General features: G+C 59.8%; 17 protein-coding genes. 5 read left to right on the top strand and 12 right to left on the bottom strand.

Annotated features, from left to right (window positions below; genetic code table 11):
- Window positions 1-117 precede the first annotated feature (117 nt).
- Complete coding sequence (gene rlmN, locus GT590_RS01400; RefSeq protein WP_009305571.1) at window positions 118-1,179, bottom strand: 23S rRNA (adenine(2503)-C(2))-methyltransferase RlmN; 1,062 nt, start codon at window positions 1,177-1,179, stop codon at window positions 118-120.
- 59 nt (window positions 1,180-1,238) lie between these two features.
- Between rlmN and GT590_RS01395 the strand changes: the two genes are divergently transcribed.
- Window positions 1,239-2,162 carry a D-alanine--D-alanine ligase gene (locus GT590_RS01395; protein ID WP_227101147.1) on the top strand — a complete coding sequence of 308 codons (924 nt, stop codon included), beginning with the start codon at window positions 1,239-1,241 and terminating at the stop codon, window positions 2,160-2,162.
- A 52-nt stretch (window positions 2,163-2,214) separates the two neighbouring features.
- On the opposite strand, the gene GT590_RS01390 is transcribed toward GT590_RS01395, so the two are convergent.
- The gene (locus GT590_RS01390) at window positions 2,215-2,859 is read right to left on the bottom strand and encodes a hypothetical protein (protein ID WP_021410630.1); all 645 of its coding nucleotides are present in this window, start codon (window positions 2,857-2,859) and stop codon (window positions 2,215-2,217) included.
- Between the two features lie 97 nt (window positions 2,860-2,956).
- On the opposite strand from GT590_RS01390, the gene GT590_RS01385 reads away from it, so the two are divergent.
- The 4 genes from GT590_RS01385 (at window position 2,957) to GT590_RS14275 (ending at window position 10,900) form a co-directional block, all read left to right on the top strand.
- Window positions 2,957-5,953, top strand: a complete 2,997-nt coding sequence (locus tag GT590_RS01385; protein ID WP_057385271.1) for a helicase C-terminal domain-containing protein — start codon at window positions 2,957-2,959, stop codon at window positions 5,951-5,953.
- Between the two features lie 24 nt (window positions 5,954-5,977).
- Window positions 5,978-7,300 (top strand): hypothetical protein, encoded by a 1,323-nt coding sequence (locus GT590_RS01380; protein WP_114556646.1) that lies wholly within the window; start codon window positions 5,978-5,980, stop codon window positions 7,298-7,300.
- Between the two features lie 141 nt (window positions 7,301-7,441).
- Window positions 7,442-10,603: an aminopeptidase gene (locus GT590_RS01375; protein WP_161170801.1), complete on the top strand. Its 3,162-nt coding sequence runs from the start codon at window positions 7,442-7,444 to the stop codon at window positions 10,601-10,603.
- Window positions 10,604-10,750: 147 nt separating this feature from the next.
- Window positions 10,751-10,900, top strand: a complete 150-nt coding sequence (locus GT590_RS14275) for a DUF5679 domain-containing protein (RefSeq protein ID WP_009305565.1) — start codon at window positions 10,751-10,753, stop codon at window positions 10,898-10,900.
- Window positions 10,901-11,268: 368 nt separating this feature from the next.
- Here the strand turns inward: GT590_RS14275 and GT590_RS01370 are convergent, their stop codons facing one another.
- The 10 genes from GT590_RS01370 to GT590_RS01320 form a co-directional block, all read right to left on the bottom strand.
- A complete protein-coding gene (locus GT590_RS01370; protein ID WP_114552287.1) occupies window positions 11,269-11,724 on the bottom strand; it encodes a MarR family winged helix-turn-helix transcriptional regulator in 456 nt (151 codons plus the stop codon).
- A 12-nt stretch (window positions 11,725-11,736) separates the two neighbouring features.
- Complete coding sequence (locus GT590_RS01365; RefSeq protein WP_086414152.1) at window positions 11,737-12,036, bottom strand: ferredoxin family protein; 300 nt, start codon at window positions 12,034-12,036, stop codon at window positions 11,737-11,739.
- Entirely contained in the window at window positions 12,033-13,334 is a 1,302-nt protein-coding gene (locus tag GT590_RS01360) for an FAD-dependent oxidoreductase (protein WP_161170800.1), read from the bottom strand. Before GT590_RS01360 ends, GT590_RS01365 begins: the two co-directional genes overlap by 4 nt.
- Before the next feature lie 348 nt (window positions 13,335-13,682).
- Complete coding sequence (locus tag GT590_RS01350) at window positions 13,683-14,567, bottom strand: electron transfer flavoprotein subunit alpha/FixB family protein (RefSeq protein ID WP_114551901.1); 885 nt, start codon at window positions 14,565-14,567, stop codon at window positions 13,683-13,685.
- A gap of 16 nt (window positions 14,568-14,583) precedes the next feature.
- Entirely contained in the window at window positions 14,584-15,342 is a 759-nt protein-coding gene (locus GT590_RS01345; RefSeq protein ID WP_114551895.1) for an electron transfer flavoprotein, read from the bottom strand.
- A 281-nt stretch (window positions 15,343-15,623) separates the two neighbouring features.
- Window positions 15,624-16,163, bottom strand: a complete 540-nt coding sequence (locus GT590_RS01340) for a MaoC/PaaZ C-terminal domain-containing protein (RefSeq protein WP_009305559.1) — start codon at window positions 16,161-16,163, stop codon at window positions 15,624-15,626.
- A 36-nt stretch (window positions 16,164-16,199) separates the two neighbouring features.
- Window positions 16,200-16,661 carry a MaoC/PaaZ C-terminal domain-containing protein gene (locus GT590_RS01335; protein ID WP_009305558.1) on the bottom strand — a complete coding sequence of 154 codons (462 nt, stop codon included), beginning with the start codon at window positions 16,659-16,661 and terminating at the stop codon, window positions 16,200-16,202.
- Window positions 16,662-16,754: 93 nt separating this feature from the next.
- Window positions 16,755-17,999 (bottom strand): CaiB/BaiF CoA-transferase family protein, encoded by a 1,245-nt coding sequence (locus tag GT590_RS01330; RefSeq protein WP_009305557.1) that lies wholly within the window; start codon window positions 17,997-17,999, stop codon window positions 16,755-16,757.
- 132 nt (window positions 18,000-18,131) lie between these two features.
- Window positions 18,132-18,926: an enoyl-CoA hydratase/isomerase family protein gene (locus tag GT590_RS01325; protein WP_009305556.1), complete on the bottom strand. Its 795-nt coding sequence runs from the start codon at window positions 18,924-18,926 to the stop codon at window positions 18,132-18,134.
- Between the two features lie 51 nt (window positions 18,927-18,977).
- Window positions 18,978-20,519, bottom strand: coding sequence for a class I adenylate-forming enzyme family protein (locus tag GT590_RS01320; RefSeq protein WP_161170799.1), 1,542 nt, complete (start codon window positions 20,517-20,519; stop codon window positions 18,978-18,980).
- Window positions 20,520-20,599 lie beyond the last annotated feature (80 nt).

Genomic DNA, 20,599 nt, shown 5'->3' with positions numbered 1-20,599 from the left:
AAAAGAAAGCCCGGAATGTTTCACGTGAAACATTCCGGGCTTTCTTATTTTTGTATACGTATTCTCTTGTATATCCGTTGCAACGGTAGGCAACTGAAGTGTTTCACGTGAAACACTTCAGTTGCAAGGCTTGAAGGTGTTTTTCAGTTGGCCACAGGCGCCGGAGATATCAGAACCGCGGGAGTCGCGCAGCGTAGCTTCCGTTCCTTTCTTAGAAATTTCGGAAAGCCATAGATTAATCGTTTCAGGCGAGCTCGGTTGGAATTCCGAACCTTCTATTGCATTGATAGGGATGAGATTGACGTGGCATAGAAGATTCGAGCAGAACTTTTGAAGAGCCTTAAGGTCGGCAGGTGCGTCGTTCACGCCTTCGATCATGATGTATTCGAGCGTAACCCGGCGGTTTGTCTTCGCCACGTAGTTCTGAAGCGCTTCTTTCAACGAAGGCAATTCGTAGCGAGCAACATTAGGCATAATGAGGTCGCGAATCGGTTGACGCGCTGCATGGAGTGAAACCGCGAGGGTAAATTGCTCGGGTTCCTCAGAGAAGCGTTCCAAACCAGGCAAAATCCCGCAGGTTGAGACGCTGATATGGCGTGCTCCGATCTCAAGACCTTTCTTGTGGTTAAGGATGCGCAATGCGGCCATGGTGTTGTCGTAATTGAGAAACGGTTCTCCTTGACCCATTCCTACGGCGTTCGTGACACGCTTCCCCATGTCTTCTTGGACGATAAGTACTTGGTCGACTATTTCTCCCGGTGTGAGATTGCGCGCGAAACCTTCCTGGCCTGTCGCGCAGAACGCGCATGCGATGGGACACCCTGCCTGCGTGGAGAAGCATACGGTCAAGCGATCGCCGTTGCGCGAAGGGATGCCTACGGTCTCTACGCGGATACCGTCGTCGAACTCAACAAGGTATTTCCGCGTCCCGTCTTTCGAAATCTGACGATCGACGACAGTCGGCATCGTGAGTGGAAAACGTTCAGCAAGGGTTGCTCGCAGAGAACCAGGGAGATTCGTCATCTCGTCGTAGCTGGACGCATGTCGTTGGTAGAGCCATTCCTGCAGCTGCTGCGTGCGAAAAGCGGGCTGCCCTAGTTCTTTCATTACTGAAGCGAGTTCGGGCAGCGAATAGGTTTTGATTGATTTATCCATAGCCGCCATTATACATTGTTTCACGTGAAACATCCCTTTGCTATACTGCAACGAACGTATCAAGGATGATGAAAGAAGGATGCATGTCTGAATGCCGCGTGGCGTTGCTCGCCGGAGGAAAGAGCGGGGAACGCGAGGTGTCTCTCGCATCGGCCGAAGGCGCGCGAGAGGCCCTTGAAGAAGCCGGATATACCGTTACGCAGCTCGATCCTGCCGACAAGGAGGATCTGAAACGTTTGATCGACGGTCCTTTCGACGTTGCTTTTCTCTGTTTGCATGGGAAATATGGGGAAGACGGCACCGTGCAGGGTCTTTTGGAAACGATTGGGCTCCCTTATATCGGTAGCGGGGTGTGGTCGAGCGCTTTGGCAATGGATAAAGTGAAGTCGAAGCTGTACTACGAACAAGCCGGCATCCCTACTCCCCCCTCTGTGCCGCTGCAGAAGGGAGGTTCTTACGACGTGGATTCTATCGTCGAGAAGCTTGGCACGCATTGTGTGGTGAAACCCGGCACGGAAGGAAGCGCACTGGGGGTGTTCATCGTCGAAGGTGCTGCGGCAATCGGCGAAGCAATCGAGAAGGCGTTCGACATCGATTCAGAGGTTCTTGTTGAACGCTATATAAAAGGTAAGGAGTTGACGGTTGCGGTCATTGGCGACGCAGAAGTCGAAGCGTTGCCTATAATCGAAATCGTTCCTAAAAGCGATTTCTACGATTTCGAGTCGAAATATGCTCCCGGTGGTTCGCAGCACTTGTGTCCCGCGCCGCTGTCGGACGAAACGACGCGGATGGTGCAAGAGCTTGCGGTTCGTGCCCACCGCGCGTTGTCGTGCGAAGGGGTTTCGCGCTCTGATTTCATTTTGGAAGAAGACGGTTCGTGCTGGACGCTGGAGACGAATACCATTCCCGGCATGACGGGAACATCGCTGCTTCCCGATGCCGCGCGTGCGGCGGGCATTTCTTTTCCGGAACTCTGTACGCGGCTTATCGGTTATGCCCTCAGCTAATAAACGGGAGAGTGGAATGTTTCACGTGAAACATTCCACTCTTGAAGAAAGACTAGAACGCGCCGCATGATTTGAGGCTGAAAAGAGCAAGGGCTACGAGCGCCAGCAAGAACAGCCAGCTGACCGCATAGCAGCCCTTGTTTCCTTTGCGCCCCTGCTCGATGAGTTTCTCGGACATTTTACGTCGACTCTTCATGATCACCGTTCCCGCTTCCTTTGGAGGAAATGCTACGGTCTGTTTTGGAGTCCAATTACCATTGCTGGAGATTACCTGTTCGACACCTTGCTCGCCGAGATCGATTTCCGGTCGCACGCCATCGGAAAGACGCTGCACCGTTGTAGCTATGAAAGGCTTGAAAGCTTGATCGAGATTGGAATCGTAGCAGATGATGGCGACTTGGCCCCAGTAGTGGCCTGGTTCGGGATGGTCGGTGAACGCGACGAACGACAACAAGGCTTGCAGTTTCCACTCGCGTGCGGCGAGAATGCTCAGCTGGCGTGAAAGCTCAGCATCGAGAAATCCGATCAGCGCGCCGAAGCGGTTTTTCATCCAAGCGGTGGACACCCCGTTGTCGGTTTGAAATACGATCTCGAACACGTCGCCTATAGGATTATCGGCTCCGAGCAGGATTGCAGCATCTTTCTTTGAAAGGGTATCGAATCGTGCGTACGTACCGAAGTAACGCTCAGCCTGCATATTCTCTCCTTCGAGCCGTTCTTTTTGTCAACGTCGGCGTAACAGTTTGTATGATCCCATGATAGATGATAGGCTGGACGGTATGGATAAACAAAATATGCTCTCGCAGGATACCCTGCAAAGTTTCATAAGCGATGGCACTTCCCAGGCCGTCCGCGACCGGTATGCGTCGCTTCCCGAAATCGCAGCGACGATGGATTTCGGCGATCTCGACCATAACGTCGTGGTACTTGATACGGAGACCACCGGTTTCTCGTTCAATCACGACGAGTTGACGCAGATCGCCGCAGCTCGAATGGAGCAAGGCGAGATCGTCGAATGGTTCATCACGTTCGTGAATCCCGGGAAGCCCATTCCGGAAGACGTCGCGCATCTGACCGATATCCACGATAGCGATGTCGCCGATGCTCCGCTTCCCGCCGACGCACTGGCCAAGCTTGTGGAATTCATTGGCGATGCGAAGGTGGTCGCGCATAACGCAGAGTTCGATCGTACGTTCACCACGCGTCATCCCAGCGGTTATCCCCTGTTGGAGAATACCTGGATCGATTCGCTCGATCTTGCGCGAATCGCGCTTCCCCGCATGAAATCGCATCGCTTGCTCGATCTTGTACGGGCTTTCGGCGCGCCTTTGTCGACACATCGCGCCGATGCCGACGTCGAGGCAACCTGCGCCATCTTCCGCATCCTGCTTGCAGGTGTCGCCGCGATGCCGCCGGCGCTTGTGTGCGAGATCGCCCATATGGCGACTCCTGACGAGTGGTCGACGAGGATGGTATTCGAGCAGTTCGCCCGAAAGTACGAGGTGGAAGCGAACCAAGATGTTTCACGTGAAACACCAAGTTTGAGATTCTCTTTGCGCGCCCTTCGTCGTGACCGCTTGGGCAAGCTGGAGCGCGCGGCGAAGCTGGACGCCGACGATATCGCGGCCGATCCGCAACGCTCGCTTACGTTCCCTTCAGATGCGGATATCGTTCAAGCCTTTTCGGAAACCGGGCTCGTGGGGTCGTTGTACGAAGAGTTCGAGCCTCGCATAGAGCAGGTCGCTATGGCAGAGGCAGTGAGAAAGGCATTTTCTTCTTCGGAGAACCTGTTGGTCGAAGCGGGAACGGGCGTTGGAAAGTCCATGGCGTACCTGGTTCCCGCCGCGTTGACGGCGCGGGCCAACAACATAGCCGTCGGCGTTGCAACGAAGACTAATACCCTGCTCGATCAGTTGGTTTACCATGAGCTGCCTGCATTGGAAAAAGCGCTTCGGTTGGCCGACCCTGACAGGCCGTCTCTGACGTATGCTCCGCTCAAGGGTTTCTCGCACTATCCTTGTTTGCGTAAGATCGGCCATATCGTCGAGGAAGGAGCGCAGACGAAGCTGTTCGGCAACAAAGAGCAGACCCAGGCTCCCTCCCTTGCCGCCTTGCTGTCGTTTATCGAGCAGACTGAATACGATGACATGGACAGCTTGAAAATCGACTATCGCGTGCTGCCTCGTCGTCTTATCACTACGACGGCGAACGATTGTCTACGGCGTAAGTGTCCTTATTTCGGTACTTCATGCTTTGTGCACGGTTCGCGCCGGCGCGCCGAGGCGGCCGATATCGTGGTCACCAACCATAGTTTGCTGTTCTGCGATCTCGTAGCAGATGGTGGATTGCTGCCGCCGATCCGCTATTGGGTGGTGGATGAGGCTCACGGAGCCGAAGCCGAAGCTCGTCGGGCTTTCTCGTTGTCGCTTTCGGCCGAGGACATAACGCGTCTGGCCAACCGTGTCGGTGCCGATGAGGCTTCCCGTAACGTGTTCGTGCGTGCCGAGCGCCGTGTGGTGGTGCCCGGCATGGAAGAAGGTTCTTCGCTGTTCTACGCCCTTACCGGCAAGGCGCGCTCTGCGGGCAAGGCCTACGCTGATGCTGCGCGGGAATTCTCCGCTCACCTCAAGAACCTTCTGTTCTTCGATCAGAACAAAAAAGGAAAAGGCTACGAGATCGTCGAGCTGTGGATCAATTCAGATGTGCGTTCCAGCGCAACGTTTGCCCAGGTAGCAAGCTATGGTCGAGCGATGACCGAAGCAGCGGAGAAGCTGGTGCGCGTGTGTCAGGAGCTCGTGGGATATCTGGAAGAGCTCGAAGGCGCGGCAGAGATCCAGCGCGAGATAGCATCGACCGCGATGGAGCTCAAAGACCAGATGAACGCCGCCGACATCATCTTGGACAGGGCTCCGGAAACGTATGCCTATGCGGCCACTTTGAGTCGCAAGAAAGATCGCGTCGCAGAAAAGCTGGAAGCGCTGCTGATCAACGTGGGCGAAGCGATGAACGAGACGTTGTTCGAGCGCACGCACTCGACGGTGTTCGCGTCCGCCACGTTGGCGGTGGACGATAAATTCGACGCATTCGAAAGCGCCCTGGGATTGAACGCTTCGGAGCATTCGACCTGTCAGATGTGCAAGCTGGATTCAAGCTATGATTTCGACGCTCATATGACAGTGTACGTGGCCAGCGATATGCCGGAACCGAACGAAGCCGCGTATCTTGCCGCGCTGCAGCGCCTGCTGGTGGACGTTCACCGTGCGCAGAACGGCTCGATGCTGACCTTGTTCACGAACCGTCGCGAGATGGAGCGTTGCTTTGACGAGGTGCAACCCCAACTCAAAGTCGACGACCTGCGCGTCGTGTGTCAAAAATGGGGTGTGTCGGTAAAAGGTTTGCGCGATGATTTTCTGGCGGACGAGCATCTTTCGCTCTTCGCTCTCAAAAGCTTTTGGGAGGGATTCGATGCTCCGGGCGCTACGCTCAAAGGGGTCGTCATTCCCAAGCTGCCCTTCGCGAAGCCGACCGATCCTTTGTCGTGCGAACGGGCGGCTCGCGACGATCAGGCGTGGAGGCGCTACGTGCTACCCGCCGCCGTCCTTGAGACGAAACAGGCTGCTGGTCGACTTATCAGGAAGGCCGATGATACGGGCGTGCTTATTCTCGCCGATCGTCGCTTGTTGACGAAAAGCTACGGCAAAGCGTTCCTTAATTCCCTTCCGAGCAGGACCATCAAGGTGATGACGGCGGCTGAGATTGTATCCGATCTCGAGCGCTCCAACAACGGGTAACGCAAGGCGATCCGGCTGGTACGAATGGGTAAGAGGGAAGACAAGATAACGCGTGCCGCGCATATCAAAAGGCATACGCGCGGCACGTCGAACGAGATATCGTTCAGCGTGCTCGACGCGGCAAAGAACGCGCTGGAAGGCGATGACGACGGCCTGAAGCACAGGCCAGGCCGCATCTCGCTCTTCACTCTTCCGGGCAAGCGGAAAAAGCCTGCTCCCACGCCGACCAAGGAACGTGGATTGCCGCTTTCAACTGGCGGTTTCGTGTCGGTTGATGATAGTGGACCGACGTCGAAACTTGGAATGATCGCTCCGCCGTCGCGTTCGTCCGGCTCGACGGAGAAAAACCCATCCACGACCCTAGCGGTTGCCCCTGTCAAACCAAAACGCTCTCCCGAAGAAGAGATAGCCCTCCGCAAAGCGCGGCGTCGTCTGAGCAAATGGCTTGCGATTGCGGTGGTCGTGGTGGTGAGCGCCGGCCTGTTGAGTGCGGGAGGCGTGTACCTCTATCGCGATTATCAAACCCAACAAGGACACGTTGCGGTACTTGACGATGCGTTGCTGCTCGTCAAAGAGGCTGACGAGACCATAGAAAAGCTCGATGAGGTAGTGAAGAATCCTTTTGCTGATGGAAGCGATGAACAGCGTGTTGATATCCAAGCGCAGCTCGAGGATGTCGAAGGAAAGCTGCAGGATGCTGATGAAAAAGCGCGCACTGTCTCGCTGGAGCTGAACGGTGCTCGCGAGAAGGAGGCTGCGAACCAAACGGTAGCGGCGATCGCAGCGCGCTACATGCTTGTCGAACAGGGCCAGCTTCTCATGAACGCCGCGACGGAGGCTCAGCTCGCCGCCGAGCAGGTGGATCGTGCTTGGAAAACCGTTTTGAAAGGCGACGATTTGGCGCGCCAGGCCGCTCAGCTGGTCACCGAGACGACGGCTGAAAACGTCGAGGCGTCTAAGAACAAGACGAAAGAAGCGCTGGCTGCCTTCGATGAGGCTTATCAGGCTTTTTCGGACGTTCAATCGACGTATGCGTCGGCTGATTTCTCGCAGTACTTCGATTATATTGGCAAACGTCAGGAATCGCTCGGTTATGCCATCGCGTCGGACGATGCGATTCTGGCAAAGAACAAGGAAGAAGCCACGGCTCAGAACAATGCTTACAACATCGCCGATGCCGAAGCGGCGGTGCTTGCGAAATCGCTTCCCGAAGATCCTGCGGTCATCATCGACGAAACCTTCGCAGAAGCCACGGCGGATGTTGCAAAGGCCTATTCAACAGCACGTTTACAAGCGCGCAGCGCAGACGCTTTTATTAGTGATTATTTGGGTGCGGAGAGCAAATAGCGTATACTTGCATTATGTGTGCCTTGTAGAATCATCAACGAAAGGCAAAAGAGTATGCCGGACATACTAGATCACGTCGCATATCTATCACAGGAAATCGGACCTCGTCCTGCGGGGACTGAAGAAGAGCAGCAAGCGGCGTTGTACATTACCGAGCAGATGCAGAAGGATGCGGGTCTTTCCGCAATCATAGAAGATTTCAGCGGAGCTCCCGGAGCCGAAGCCCCGCGCGTTATCTGCTGCGCGGCTACGCTGGTAGTCACTATTCTTGCACTGTTTTTGCCAGCGGCGGGTGTAGTGTCCATCGTGGTCACGCTGTTAGCGGCTCTCCTGTTCGCCGCCGAGGTGTTCAACCGACCCGTGCTGTCCCGCGCTTTCGCACGAGGTGTCAGCCAGAACGTCGTGGCGAAGTACGAGCCCGGCTACTCGGCCGAAACGGGCGGATCGCGTCGGCGCAAGGTGATCGTGGTGTCGCGCTACGACAGCGGCAAGGTGAACGCCGAGCTCAACGGCCCGCTGCTCTCGATTCTTCCCATCCTGCAATGGGCTACGTTCGGCGCCATGGTATTCCTGCCAGTGCTGCTGATCGTTCGTAACGTGGTATTCCTCAACGCCGAAGGCGCTACCGCCATCGTGTTGAACGTACTGGCGTGCATCGCGCTGGTTCTGGTTGCTTTGCCCCTGGTGTTCGCACTGCTGCACAAGCTGGCTTCGTATAACGAAGGAGCGAACTGCAACGCCGCGGGCACGGCTGTGATGCTGGAAGTCGCACGCCGTGTAGGCCGAGGCCGTGTGAGCGAAGCCGAGCTGGCCGCGAACGCCGATGCTGCGATCCACGGAGAAGATGCGGCGCGCAAGGCGGGGTTGGTTCCTGAAGGCGCGCAGCTGGTGTACGAAGCCGCTAACGTGAAGCCTCCTGCGCCTGCTCCGCAGACTCCCGAAGCACGCCTGGCTGCAGCGAAAGCCGCCATCGCCGCGCTGTCAGGCAAGCCCGTTTCAGGGGTTACAGCGTCGGATATCGCTCAGAACCTCGTCCAGATCAAAGAACCCCCGTTGCCTGCGGCTACTGACGAAGGCTATCGAGAGTTGCGCGACGAGACGCGCGAAGCGTTGTCCAGCATTCCCGAGGATACCATGCAGGAGGCTCTGGCGAACGCCGAGGCTGCAGCTGCCGAGGAAGCTCGCCGCGCCGCCGAGGAGGCGGCCGCCATCGCGGCGGCCACGGCCGGCATGGCGGCATCGTCGTACGATGCCGTGAGCCAGGCGGGTGAAACGAGCAACGGGGTTCCGGACTGGTTCAAGAAAGCTCAGGAGAAGGCGAAGAAGCCTCGTAACGCAGACAAGCCGGTGCAACGCTCTCGTTTCGCAAGCGCTCTTGATGCAGCCGACAGCGAAAGCGCCGGAAGTTTCGCCGAGGTGAGCAAGCCCTCGGATCGTGGAACGGCGGATGTATCCGATTCCGGTAGCAACGATTCTCTTGATGTGCAGGCTCCCCAATGGCACATGACGGAAGCAAGCGCTGCGGACGGTTCGCAGCGTCTCTCTGACGATGGCGATTACGAGGTCCCGTCCGGCGAGGAGGGCTTGCAAGCTCCGTCGAGCGCCGCGCACGAGGCTGCCGTCGAGGATGCTCAAGGCGATCCGTTATCGACAACCGCCATGCCGCCTATTGACGTAAGCGGGCTTCGTCTGGATGACATGCCGCCCATCAGCGATGTTCCCATGCCCTCGTTCCTGGATCCGCGCAAGGTGCAAGAAGAGGCCCGCGCTGCTCAAGCCGACATGCAGCGCTCTGGCAACCGAGTGGACGTGACGGGCGCCCCTATCGGCGCAAGCGGACGAATCGACGTCGACATCGAAAGCTACGAGGTTTCCACCGAGGAAGCCGTCCCTCAGGCCGAAACGTCTGCCCATCGGCCTATCGTGTTGCCTGATATAGGAGTTTCGGCTACGAATCTGCCTCCCATATCAGAGCTGCCGAAGCAACGTGCTCCGTTGGCAGATGTTGAGACGTCTGGTAAATCTGCCGCGAAGAGCCTGCTGAGCATGCTTCCCTCCATCGACGTGAGCGGCGATTCGACGGAAAGAGTATCGGGGGAAAACGCCACGAACGCGAGCGGCGATTCGGTTGAGAAGAAGCATTCGCTCCGCTCGATGCTGCCATCGCTTTCGGGTTCGATCAGCCGCGCCGATGCGTCAGAGGGCAAAACTTCGAACGTCAGCGCAGCAGGCGCGTTCGTTCCTGCGGGAGCGACGGGCACGTTCGCGCCTATTGGCGATGAGCTGCTGGATAATGTCGACCCTGAAGATATCTACATCGACGATGCTGATGATTCCGCTTACGAGCAGAACTTCACCGAGTCGGGAGCCTTCGCCGGCCCCGGGTACGTGGAAATGCCCAAATCGCGCGTTCATCGTCTGTTCGACCGTCTGCGCCGTAAGAGCAAAGACCAAGAGCCTTCGCCTCAGGAGTGGCTTGAAGTGGATGAGTCTTTCGATGCTCGCACGGTGGGAGCTGAGCGCGGCGGCTGGGAAAGCTTCCGAGAGGATGAGGGAGTCGTCGATCCCGGTGCGACAACGCAATTGGATCCCTACAACGCGGACTACGAGAACGGCCAGTACAATACGATCGAAGAAGACGGATTCGACGGCTCTTACGACTACGAGGGCGTTGACGAATACGATGACGGATACGGGCCTGACGAGCGTCGTCCTTGGCATGGCGGAGCTTTCTCGCCCCGTCGTATGGAGAAGGCTGAACTCGACCTCAACAGCGCTTCGAACGAATCGTCTGAATCCCTCGATTTCGATGATCCCGACGTCCCTGCCGAGCTCAAGCAGATATACCAGTTCCGCAACCCCGACATCAACACGGAAGTGTGGTTCGTCGCGCTGGGTTCGGAGCTCGCTCAAAACGGCGGTATGCGCGCATTCATCACCGAACATCAGCAGGAGCTTCGCGGCTCTATCATCATCGATCTCGACGGCTTGGGTGCTGGCGACCTCTGCATGATCGAGCAAGAGGGCATGTACCGGACGGTGAAGACGTCCTCGCGTATGAAGCGTTACATCAAGAAGGCTTCGCAAGCCACCGGTTTGAACGTGGGCGGCGCGCAGATCAAATGGAAGGACAGCGCTGCTTCCTACGCCATCAAACAAGGGTACCAGGCAATGCATCTGGTAGGCATGAACGGAGCGAAACCGGCGTTCTTTGCGCAAGGCGATGATGTGTTAGAAAACGTTGACGAGCAAACGCTTGAAACGAATGCCGACTTTGTTATGGAGTTGTTGAAGAATGTATAGGTGCCCCTATCCGTCCTCGGTGGGCGGTTTTCAGCCTGCCTTATAATACGGGTTTGTATGCGCTGGTTATTGCCAGGGTATGCCACGATAAGGTGCGGGATGAAAGCGTCCTGCTCAAGTACAGAACAGAGAGGTGTTTTTGCAGCCATGGCTATTGAAGCTTATTGTGTGAAATGCAAGGCCAAGAAAGAGATGAAGGATCCCGTTGAGAGCCTGACGAAGAACGGTAAGCCTATCACGAAGGGCAAGTGCCCCGACTGCGGTACCACGATTTGCCGTATCGGCGCTGCGAAATAACCTCGCTCTCACTGATGACGAAAAGGACGGCTTTGGCCGTCCTTTTTTTGCATTATGAAGGTGTTTCACGTGAAGCAATCAATGAGGATAGTAAGGGCGAGGAACGATCGAGGCGGATGAGGGGTCGGGTTCGGTCTTCGGCGGGCGATAACGGATGCTCTATCCGTATCAACATGTTTCACGTGAAACACTTGTCGCATTGTTGTGAGACTTTACGATTTATGTTTCACGTGAAACAATCGGCGCTCGCGATTTTCGACAGCTTCCTCGGAGCTGCGTTCGTCCGCTTGACGCATGAAGCATGAAGCGCAGACGAACGTAGCTCCGAGGTTTTCTTTCCCGCTAGATGGGAAAGGACGCGTCTTTTCCTACGATGGGGTTTCGCACGAAGGACAGCAGCTCGACAGATAGTCGGTTGCGTCCTGAAAAGCATTCAAAAGACCGTCGAGGTCGTCGTATCCCAAATGTTTGCCGAGCCCGTCGAAGAACCGATCAAGCGTCTGCTCGGTCTCTTTTGCCGTGCGCGCTCCCAAGTAGGTAAGGCTCAGCGATAGGCTACGCGCATCCTCGGTGGTGCGGTGCCGTTCGATGAAGCCGCGATTTTCCAGGTTTCTCAACACGCGCGATAACGTGCTGGGCTGCAAGTTCAGCTGCTTCGCAAGCGCGCCGGGGCGCAACGATTGCTGAGCCGCGCCCAGTTCCAGCAGAACGCGGGCTTCGTCATGGGTGATGCTGATGTGGGTGCTGAGGAATAGCGCGCATGCGCGATCAAGCTCCGTCGCCAGATGTAGGAGATGGCGGATGGTACTGTACGTTTCGCGCATGCTGCTCTCCTCCTACCCGAACCGGTACTCCACGCCCATTGTGGGCTGGGGGTTCTCCCACTTCTTGACGATGGTGCCCTCGCAGGCGATGCGGCAGGTGCCGCACTCCAGGCAGCCGGCGTAGTCGAAGGACTTCTTGCCGTCCCCGTCGATCTTGTAGAGCGCCGCCGGGCACACGCGCACGAGCTTCAGGAACTCCTCGATGTCGGGGTCGTCCACGAGCTCGATGTGGGCGCTCTCCTCGTCCACCTCGTACTTGTCGATGGCCAGGAACTCGTCGACGTTGACCGTGATCTCCTTGACCTCGCTCACAGCGACTTCACCGCCTTCCGAACCTCGCCGGCCAGCTTGAGCAGGCCGCGCTGCTTGACTATGGGCATCATGCGCTTCATGAGCGGCTTCTGGGGCTTCCCGTCCACGCTGAACATGGCGTTGAAGACGTCGCGCACCATGACGGGGTACTCGGTGAACATGCGGTCCCAGCCCTCCATGACGTGGGGCCACTTGGAGAAGGTGCGCAGGTCCTGGATGACGAAGGAGCCCTCCATCGCCTCCTTGTAGGAGGCGAGCCCCGCCTCGCTCGTGTCGCCCGCGTCGAGCGCGCGCACGGCCGCCTGGCCCGCCATCTGGCCGGAGGCCACGGCGAAGTCCATGCCTCGCACCTGGTAGCCCATGTTCATGCAGAGGCCGGCCGACTCGCCGGCCACCAGGCAGCCGTCGAACACGTACTTCGGGACCATGCCGTAGCCGCCCTCGGGCACCATGTGGCCGGAGTGCTCGACCAGCTTCGCGCCGCGGATGATCGGCGCGACCGCCGGGTGGCCCTTGAAGTCCTCGAGCATCTGGTACACCGGCGTCTCGTTCGCGCCGTCGGCGGCCAGCGAGATGGTGGCCACGAGGCCCAGGCTGATCGAGTCCCTGTTGGTGTACAGGAAGCCGCCGCCGACCTTGCCGTGCGTGCAGTCGCCCACGAACAGCATGGCCGCGCCCTCGCCCTCCGGCACCAGGAAGCGGTCCTCGATCGTCTGCGCCGGCAGCTCGAACACCTGCTTGATCCCGACGGCCATCTGGGAGGGCTTCGGGCGCGGGTTGCCCAGGCACCTCTCGGACAGAAGCGGGTTCACGCCCTCGGCGAGCACGACCACCTCGGCGGTGATCTCGTCCTCGCCGGCGCGCACGCCGACGACCCTGCCGCCCTCGTCCTTCAGGAGCTCCTCGACGGCGATGCCGCAGATGTACTCGGCGCCGGCGTCCTCGGCCTTGGAGGCCAGCCACTGGTCGAAGGGCGCGCGCAGCACGCTGTAGGAGTCCTTGCCCTCCTCGGCGAGCTCGGGGCTCGTGAAGTCGATCGCCGTCTGCGAGGCCGGGTCCATGAGCGCGATGCGCTCGTGGGTGATCTTGCGCTCCAAGGGCGCCTCGGACTCGAAGTCCGGGAACACCTTCTTCAGCGAGTGCGAGTAGATGCGCCCGCCGGTCATGTTCTTCGCGCCGGCGAAGTTGCCGCGCTCGACCACGAGGGTCGACTTGCCGGCCTTCGCGAGCTCGTAGGCCGCCACGGCGCCCGCGCACCCGGAGCCCACGACGATCGCGTCGAAATCGGTCTCAGCCACGTTCCTCTCCTCTCTCTTTCTCTCTTCTCTTTTCCAATACGGTAAGGGCGCCCTGCCCCCCCCGCATCACGGAGGCGAAAGCGGCCACCCGAAGGGGGGCCGCCTCTCTCCAGGGCATCCCTCAAGTTCTCCAAAGCCGTCCCATCGTCCAAGGCGGGCGGCAGCGACGTGAATCGAAGGGAGGGTGCCCGGCGTGCCCACCAAGCGAGTTTCCCCTTCGGGGACTTGCTCCGCTTCGCTCCGCGGCGCCGCACCCATCGAGCCGGACAGTCCAGTGGACTGTCCGTGCGAGCCAGGACTGCCGAGCGACTGGGCATGCCGGGCACCCTCCCGGACAGGTCGAAAAGCCTACAGAGCCGCCGCCAGCCTCGGCAGGACGTCCTTCAGGTCGCCCACCAGGCCGTAGTCGCACTGCTTGAAGATGGGGGCGTTCTTGTCCTTGTTCACGGCGAACATCGTGCCCGCGCGGTTCACGCCCACCATGTGCTGCATCTGGCCGGAGATGCCGATGCCCAGGTACACCTTCGGCGCCAGCATCATGCCGGACACGCCGATGTAGGCCTCTCGCGGCATCCAGTCCACGCCTTCGGCCAGCGGACGGGAGCAACCGCACTCGCCGCCCAGCTTCGCGGCCACGTCGCGCATGAGCTGCAGGTCGGCTTCTTCAGCGAACCCGCGGCCTCCGGCCACCACCACGCCGGCTGCTGCGAGGTCCACGTCGCTCTTCGGCAGATCCTTCGTTCCCGTCACGCGCAGGGCGCGAGCCGGGGCGGCGAAGGGGGCTTCCTCGACGGCGTCGGTGCCCGAAGCGGAGGCCTCGTCGAACACGCCGGCACCCACCGTGTAGATGGCCGTGCCGCTGGCCTTGCTCTTGCGTTGGCCCACGCCGCCGAAGTACATGGTGGTGGCCAGGTCGCCTTCGAACTCGATGACGTCGGTGATGGCCGCCGTGCCCAGATGGGCGGCCAGCCTGCCGGCCAGAACCTTCATGGAACGGGTGGGCTCGACCAGGACGATGCCCGGAGCCTCGGCGTCCACGACGGAGTTCACGCTGGCGTACGCGTCGTCGATGGCGTTTCCGGAGGGAACGTCGATATGCACGGCCTTGTCGGCCACGCCGGTCAGAGCCTCGACGCCGGGGGCGATCAGCACCACTTCGTCGGCCATGCCGCGGGCGCCGGCGCACAGGGCGCGGGCGGCGGCGGAGGTTTCAGCGATAACGCATGCTTTCATGTCCACATCACCTTTCCTACAGGGCCGCTTTGAGGGCGGCCGCGAATTTCTCCAGATCGCCGTCGACCGAGGCGTCCAGCATTTCCATCTTGCGCTCGGCCTGCTGCGGCGCCTTGGTCTCCACGACGTCGACGACCGCGGCCGCCACATCGGAAGCGGCGTTCACGGAGGACGGCTTCTTGCCGGCGGCGAGGATGTCCTTCATGCCGGGGATGCGGGGCAGCGCGATGTCGGGGACCACGCTGATCACGGCGGGCAAGTCCACCTGCACGGTCTGCAACTGGGTCTCCAGCATGCGGTCGCACGTGGCGACGGCGCCCTCCACCGACACGGCGGACACGGCGGTGACCACGGGCAGGTCCAGCGCATCGGCCAGCTGCACGTCCACCTGCTGCGCGTAGTTGTCGGCGGAGCCGTCGCCGCACACGATGAGGTCGGCGGCGTCCAGCCCGTCTACAAGGCGCGCCAGCATGGCGGCCGTCGCGTGGGCGTCGAGGTCGGCACAGGCGTCGTCGGCGATCATGACCAGCTCGTCCACGCCGCGGGCGAGAATACCCTTCTTCAGCTTGGAGTCGTCGGCCTTCGCGTCGGCGACCGACACGCAGACGACTTTCGAGTCCTCGTGGGCGGAGGCGAGCTGCACGGCGGCCTCGATGGCGTTCAGGTCGTACGTGGACACGATGCGATGGGCTTTCGAGTCGTCCAGACTCCGGTCGGCGGCTACGACGATGTCCTGATCGTCGGCCAGCACCTTGATAGGAACAATGATGTTCATGGATGCCTTTCCTTTCTTCTCCTATCGTCCTGCCGTTCTGCGGCATGGACATGCCGGGCAAACTGCTTGCCTGTCGTTCCGAGCGTAAGCCGAAGTCGAAAGATCCCGTGCTGCGTTAACAGGGAGTGCTGCGGCTGGCGCCGCACGGGATCCTTCTACTTCGCGCCTGCGGCGCTCCGCTCAGGATGACGAGGGTCAGTTCCCGTTTGACCGGCATGTCCATGCCCGCGGGCGTTGCCGCGACCCTCCCTCCAAGGCCGCGGCAACGGGCGAGCGGGGTGCTACTGCTGCGCCTTGGCGGCGGCAGCTTCGAACTGCTTCTCGAAGAAGATCTTCTTGGCTACGACAAGGTGGTACTCGCCGGTCTGCAGCACGTCGCCGTTCTGGTCGATCATCGACATCTGGATGATGATGACGCCGCGCTCGGGCTTGTTGTCGTCCTTGGCGACGATCTCGGACGTGGTGTACACGGTGTCGCCCACGGCCGGCATCTTCAGGAACTTCCAGTTCTTCGTGCCCTTGGTCGCAAGAATGGAGTTGTTCATCTTTGCCATCATGGGATCGGACGGGTTGATGGACGGCGTGAACGTATAGATCAGCATGTGCTGAGCCAGCACGGAGTCATGGCCGTGGGCCTTGCAATACTCGAGATCCATGTGGATGGGCGCCCATTCGCCGGAGATGCCGGCGAAGTTGAGGATGTCGGCTTCGGTGATGGTGCGGCCCGTGGTGGCCGGGGTCGCATGGTTCAGCGGCACGTCCTCGAAGAACCAGGTGTCCTTGAACTTCTTGTCGAAAGCAGCTTGCAGTTGCTCGTTCATGTTGAATTCCTCCTTCAGGATGATGGCGGGCGAGGGCTAGTTCTTCTTGGCGATGTTGTAGTAGCGCACGTTGTCCAGAACCAGCGTGCCGTCCTGGTCGATACCATGCACGGCCAGCTCGATGGTGCCCGTGCCGTCGCCGTTGTCCGTCTTGTCCGTGATCTCGCACTCCAGGTGGATGGTGCTGTTGAACTTCACCGGGGCCATGAACTTCACGTGCTTGAAGCCCGTGAGGTCTCCCAGCGTCTCGGCCGTGGCCGACCAGAACTCGGTGCGCTTCAACATGCCGCCGGCCAGCGTCAGCGTAAGGGCGCCGTGGGCGATGTTCTCGCCGTACATGCCGGTCTTCGCGAACTCGTGGTCCAGATGAACCAGGTTGTAGTCGCCTGTGATCTGCGCGAAGTTCACCACTTCGGCGTTCGTGATGGTGCGGCCGCCGGGGGACTGGAACTTGTAGCCGACCTCGACGTCTTCGAAATACAAAGGTGCTTGCAGCATTCTGACTCCTCCTCAGTTGGTTGCGCTTCTTGTTCCGATGCGCGGGTCGCGCGCGATGCTCCGTGCGACCCGCGAAATCGTTTCGTGATGCAGTTAGAACTTGATGACGTACATGGAGCGATCCCAGGTGTCGCCCAGGCCGACGACCTTTTCCTCGGCCATCTTCTTGATCTCCTCGTCGGTATAGCCGCATTCCTTCAGCACGACTTCGGTGTCGGCACCCACGGTGGGAGCGACGACCGGGTCGGGAGCGCCGGCCTCGCGGAAGTAGACCGGGGTGCGCGGCATCTTGATGACCTCGCCGCTGGGCATCTCGACTTCCTTCATGAGGTTGCCGGTCAGCACCGCGGGATCGTCGGCGACTTCGCTGAACTTCAGGCAGATGTCGTTGGGGATGTCTTCCTCGGTGAGGATGTCGCTCCACTCTTGCACGGTCTTGGTAGCGAACAGCTCGTCCAGCATGGGGATGATCTCGTTCGACTTCGCCAGCGCGGTCATGTAGTCGGGGTACTTCGTCACCAGCTCGGGGTCGAGGCCCAGGCGCGCCACGAAGCGCGGCCAGTCCTTATGCCACTGCAGGCCGGCAACCATGATCCAGCGGTCGTCCGAGCCGCGGTACATGCAGGAGAACGGAAGGACGTTCTCGCGGCCCTTCGGCCACAGGTTGTTGTAGGGCTTCTGGCCGGAGAGGATGGGCACCATCGCGCTCATCATGCCGGAGCCGTACAGGCTGCACGACACCTGGTCGCCCAGGCCCGTGCGCAGGCGGTTGATGTACGCGGCCATGATGCCGATGGACAGGTACAGGCCCGTGGGGATGTCGCCCTGCGCCTGGTAGGGCATGTAGGGATGCGCGCCCTCGGGAACCACGTCGGTGGTGAGTCCCGTGCGCGTGGCGTAGGCGATCATGTCGAAGCCGCCGCGGCTGGCCAGCGGGCCCGTGCTGCCGTAGCCGGTGGTGTTGGCATAGATCAGCGCCGGGAACTTCGCATGCAGCGTATCCCAGTCGATGCCCAGCTTGACCATGTCCTTCTCGCGCATGTGGCAGATGAAGATGTCGGCCGTCTCCAGCAGCTTCCACAGCACGCCCATGCCCTCGGCCGTGCGCGTGTTCACCGCGATGTGGCGCTTATTGCCGTTGATGGCGTCGTACAGCGGGGCGTCGCCGTTGTAGATGTTCTGCGTCATGCCCGAGCCGCGGATGCCGTCGCCGGTCAGCGGTTCGATGCGAACGACGTCCGCACCGTATTCGGCCAGGATCTCGGCGGCCATCGGTGCCGCGACGAACGCGGACATGTCGACGACTTTGACGCCATCAAGAAGCTTCAAATCAGACATTGCTCGTTCCTTTCACTCGCTGCGGCCTCATGCGCGCAGCTGTTTCAAAATCATGTTTCGCGGAGCGCGGGGCTCCGCCGGGGCGGGGAGGTCGTTGCGGCCTTCCCGCCCTTTGCGGATGAGCCGCGTTTCCTACTTGCCCTGGAACGGACGCGTGGGACGCTTCTCCAGGAATGCCGACATCGCTTCCTTCTGATCCTCGGTGCTGTACAAGTGGGCGAACAAGGCCGATTCGAACAGCAGCGCGCGGTCGAGATCCATCTGCATGCCCTCGTTCACGGCCCACTTCACGTACTCGAGCGCCAGCGGCGGCTTCGCGGCCATCTCCTTGGCCATGTTCACGGCCGCTTCCAGCAGCTCCTCGGCCGGGAACACCATGTCCACCAGGCCCATGGCCAGCGCAGCCTCGCCCTTGTAGTGGTTGCCCGTCATCATGAGCAGCTTCGCACGGCTGGGGCCGATGAGGCGGGGCAGGCGCTGGGTGCCGCCAGAGCCCGGGATGACGCCCATGTTCACTTCGGTCAGGCCGATGCGTGCGCGCTCGGAAGCGAGGCGAATGTCGCACGCGAGCGCCATCTCGAAGCCGCCGCCCAGGCAGAAGCCGTTGATAGCGGCGATGACGGGAATGCGGCACTTCTCGATGCGGGTGTTCAGGCGGTTGCCCTCGATGCCGCCATGGTACGAGCCCACGACGTCCATCTGGATCTCGCCCTCGATGTCGCCACCGGCGCAGAAGGCCTTGCCGTCGCCGCCGGTCAGCACGATGACGCGGACCTCGGGATCCTCCTCGTACGCGTCGAACAGGTAGTACAGGTCGTCCATGACGTCCTGATTGATGGCGTTCAGCTTCTCAGGCCGGTTCAGCGTGATGATGCCCACGCCGTCGCGCTTTTCGGCCAAGGTCGCCTTCAGCTCTCGTTCTGCCATAATGAAACTCCCTTTCTTTAGTCTTCGCGATGCGACTCTTGCATCGCTTTCTCACGCTTTCGTTCCGGGTTCGCGTTCGGATAAGCTGGACACACGTTGCTCTATCAGTTCGCGTCTCCGGATTTTCCCCATTTCGTTGCGAGGCATGTCCTGTACGATTTCGTAGGTCTTCGGGCATTTGTATCCGCTCAGCTTGGTGTGGAGGAATTCTTTGAGACCATCCGTCGAAAACTCGCTTTCCGCGCCTTCGATCTCGAGAATCGCATGCACCCTAAGACCCCATTGCTGGTCGGGAATGCCTATAACCACAGCGTCGGAGATGCCGGGATAGTCGAAAATGGCGTTCTCCACCTCGGCGGTGTACACGTTCTTCCCGCCGGTCACGATCATGTCCGAACGACGGTCGGAGATGTACAGGAAGCCTTCCTCGTCGAGCCAACCGAGGTCGCCGACGCTGAAGAACCCGTCTTCCTCGGATTTGATGGATTGCGGCCCCACGTACTTTGCGGAAAGCCCCATAGCCGGCTTGCCGAATATCTCGCCTACTTCGCCGCAGGGAAGCGCCCGACCCTCCTCGTCGCGTATCTGCAGCTCGCAACCGAAGGGGCGTCCCACGCTGCCGCGGTGCTCCAGCCATTCTTCGCCGCGTATGAACGTGCTTGCGATCATCTCGGTCTCGCCGTACATCTCGTACACCTTCCGGGCGCCGATGCGCTCGATCCAGGCGAGCTTGACCTTGTCGGGGCAGGGGCCGCCGCTGTGGAACACGGCCTCCAGGCTTTCCAGGTTTCTGGTTTGGAAGGAAGGATGGCGCATCATCCTGTCCATCATCGTGGGAGCCAAGCCTATGAATTGAATCCCATGCTTTTCGATGAGCTCGAGCGCCTGTCCTTCATCGAAGCGTTCCATGAGGTACACGGTCTGCCCGAAGAACAGTCCGATGTACGTGGCATTGCTGTACAGGTTGTGAAACAGGGAACCGGGGATAAGCTGTTTCGACCAAGGGGTCTGCCCCGTCATCGCCGTCCAAGCCGACAGATCCATCTCGCAGTAGGCCGGCCTGACTTTTTGCACGACGAGCTTGGGTTTTCCCGACGACCCTCCCGTCGGGATAGCCCGCGAGGGCTCGCAGGCGAAGAACGGCAGGATCTCGGCTCCATGGGGGAACTCTCCTCGGATCCAGTTCCGCACGTCTTGCTGCGATATGCAATCCTCGTCGTCGCAATCCCATGTCGATATCAGCAGCTTGCGCTCGAACAGCGCGTGTATATGGTTGCGTTCTTCATCGGTTCCCTTGGGGGACATGAATACGCAACACGCTCCCAGCTGCCAGGCGGCAAGCGTCGCAACGACGTTCTCGTAACCGTTGGGAAGGGCTATGACGACGTAATCTCCCTGTTGAACGTTTCGATCATTGAGATGGCAGGCGACCTTCTCGATCGCCTCGAACAGCTCTCGACGAGACAACGCCCGTTCCGATCCGTCGCGGGAGACATCGACGAGAGCCGTCTCGTCCCCCCACTTTTCGGCAAGCTGTTGAAGCTGTTTCGAAAAAGCAACCTTGTCAATCGGTATGCCGTCACATCGATCCATCGCGTTACTCACCTCCTTCTGCAGCAGCAAGCGCTGCCCGTTTCCTCATGTGCGTTGAACGGGGCGGACGCGAGGCTTTC

This window comes from Eggerthella sp. BIOML-A1, assembly GCF_009875595.1.
GTDB lineage: Bacteria > Actinomycetota > Coriobacteriia > Coriobacteriales > Eggerthellaceae > Eggerthella > Eggerthella lenta.
This window is presented reverse-complemented; position numbering and strand designations above follow the sequence as displayed.

Bases quoted from the DNA above. Each gene is read 5' to 3' on its own strand.
- GT590_RS01395 (WP_227101147.1), top strand. From the start codon at position 1,239: ATGTCTGAATGCCGCGTGGCGTTGCTCGCCGGAGGAAAGAGCGGGGAA.
- GT590_RS01390 (WP_021410630.1), bottom strand. From the start codon at position 2,859: ATGCAGGCTGAGCGTTACTTCGGTACGTACGCACGATTCGATACCCTT.
- GT590_RS01385 (WP_057385271.1), top strand. From the start codon at position 2,957: ATGCTCTCGCAGGATACCCTGCAAAGTTTCATAAGCGATGGCACTTCC.
- GT590_RS01380 (WP_114556646.1), top strand. From the start codon at position 5,978: ATGGGTAAGAGGGAAGACAAGATAACGCGTGCCGCGCATATCAAAAGG.
- GT590_RS14275 (WP_009305565.1), top strand. From the start codon at position 10,751: ATGGCTATTGAAGCTTATTGTGTGAAATGCAAGGCCAAGAAAGAGATG.
- GT590_RS01370 (WP_114552287.1), bottom strand. From the start codon at position 11,724: ATGCGCGAAACGTACAGTACCATCCGCCATCTCCTACATCTGGCGACG.
- GT590_RS01350 (WP_114551901.1), bottom strand. From the start codon at position 14,567: ATGAAAGCATGCGTTATCGCTGAAACCTCCGCCGCCGCCCGCGCCCTG.
- GT590_RS01345 (WP_114551895.1), bottom strand. From the start codon at position 15,342: ATGAACATCATTGTTCCTATCAAGGTGCTGGCCGACGATCAGGACATC.
- GT590_RS01340 (WP_009305559.1), bottom strand. From the start codon at position 16,163: ATGAACGAGCAACTGCAAGCTGCTTTCGACAAGAAGTTCAAGGACACC.
- GT590_RS01335 (WP_009305558.1), bottom strand. From the start codon at position 16,661: ATGCTGCAAGCACCTTTGTATTTCGAAGACGTCGAGGTCGGCTACAAG.
- GT590_RS01330 (WP_009305557.1), bottom strand. From the start codon at position 17,999: ATGTCTGATTTGAAGCTTCTTGATGGCGTCAAAGTCGTCGACATGTCC.
- GT590_RS01325 (WP_009305556.1), bottom strand. From the start codon at position 18,926: ATGGCAGAACGAGAGCTGAAGGCGACCTTGGCCGAAAAGCGCGACGGC.
- GT590_RS01320 (WP_161170799.1), bottom strand. From the start codon at position 20,519: ATGGATCGATGTGACGGCATACCGATTGACAAGGTTGCTTTTTCGAAA.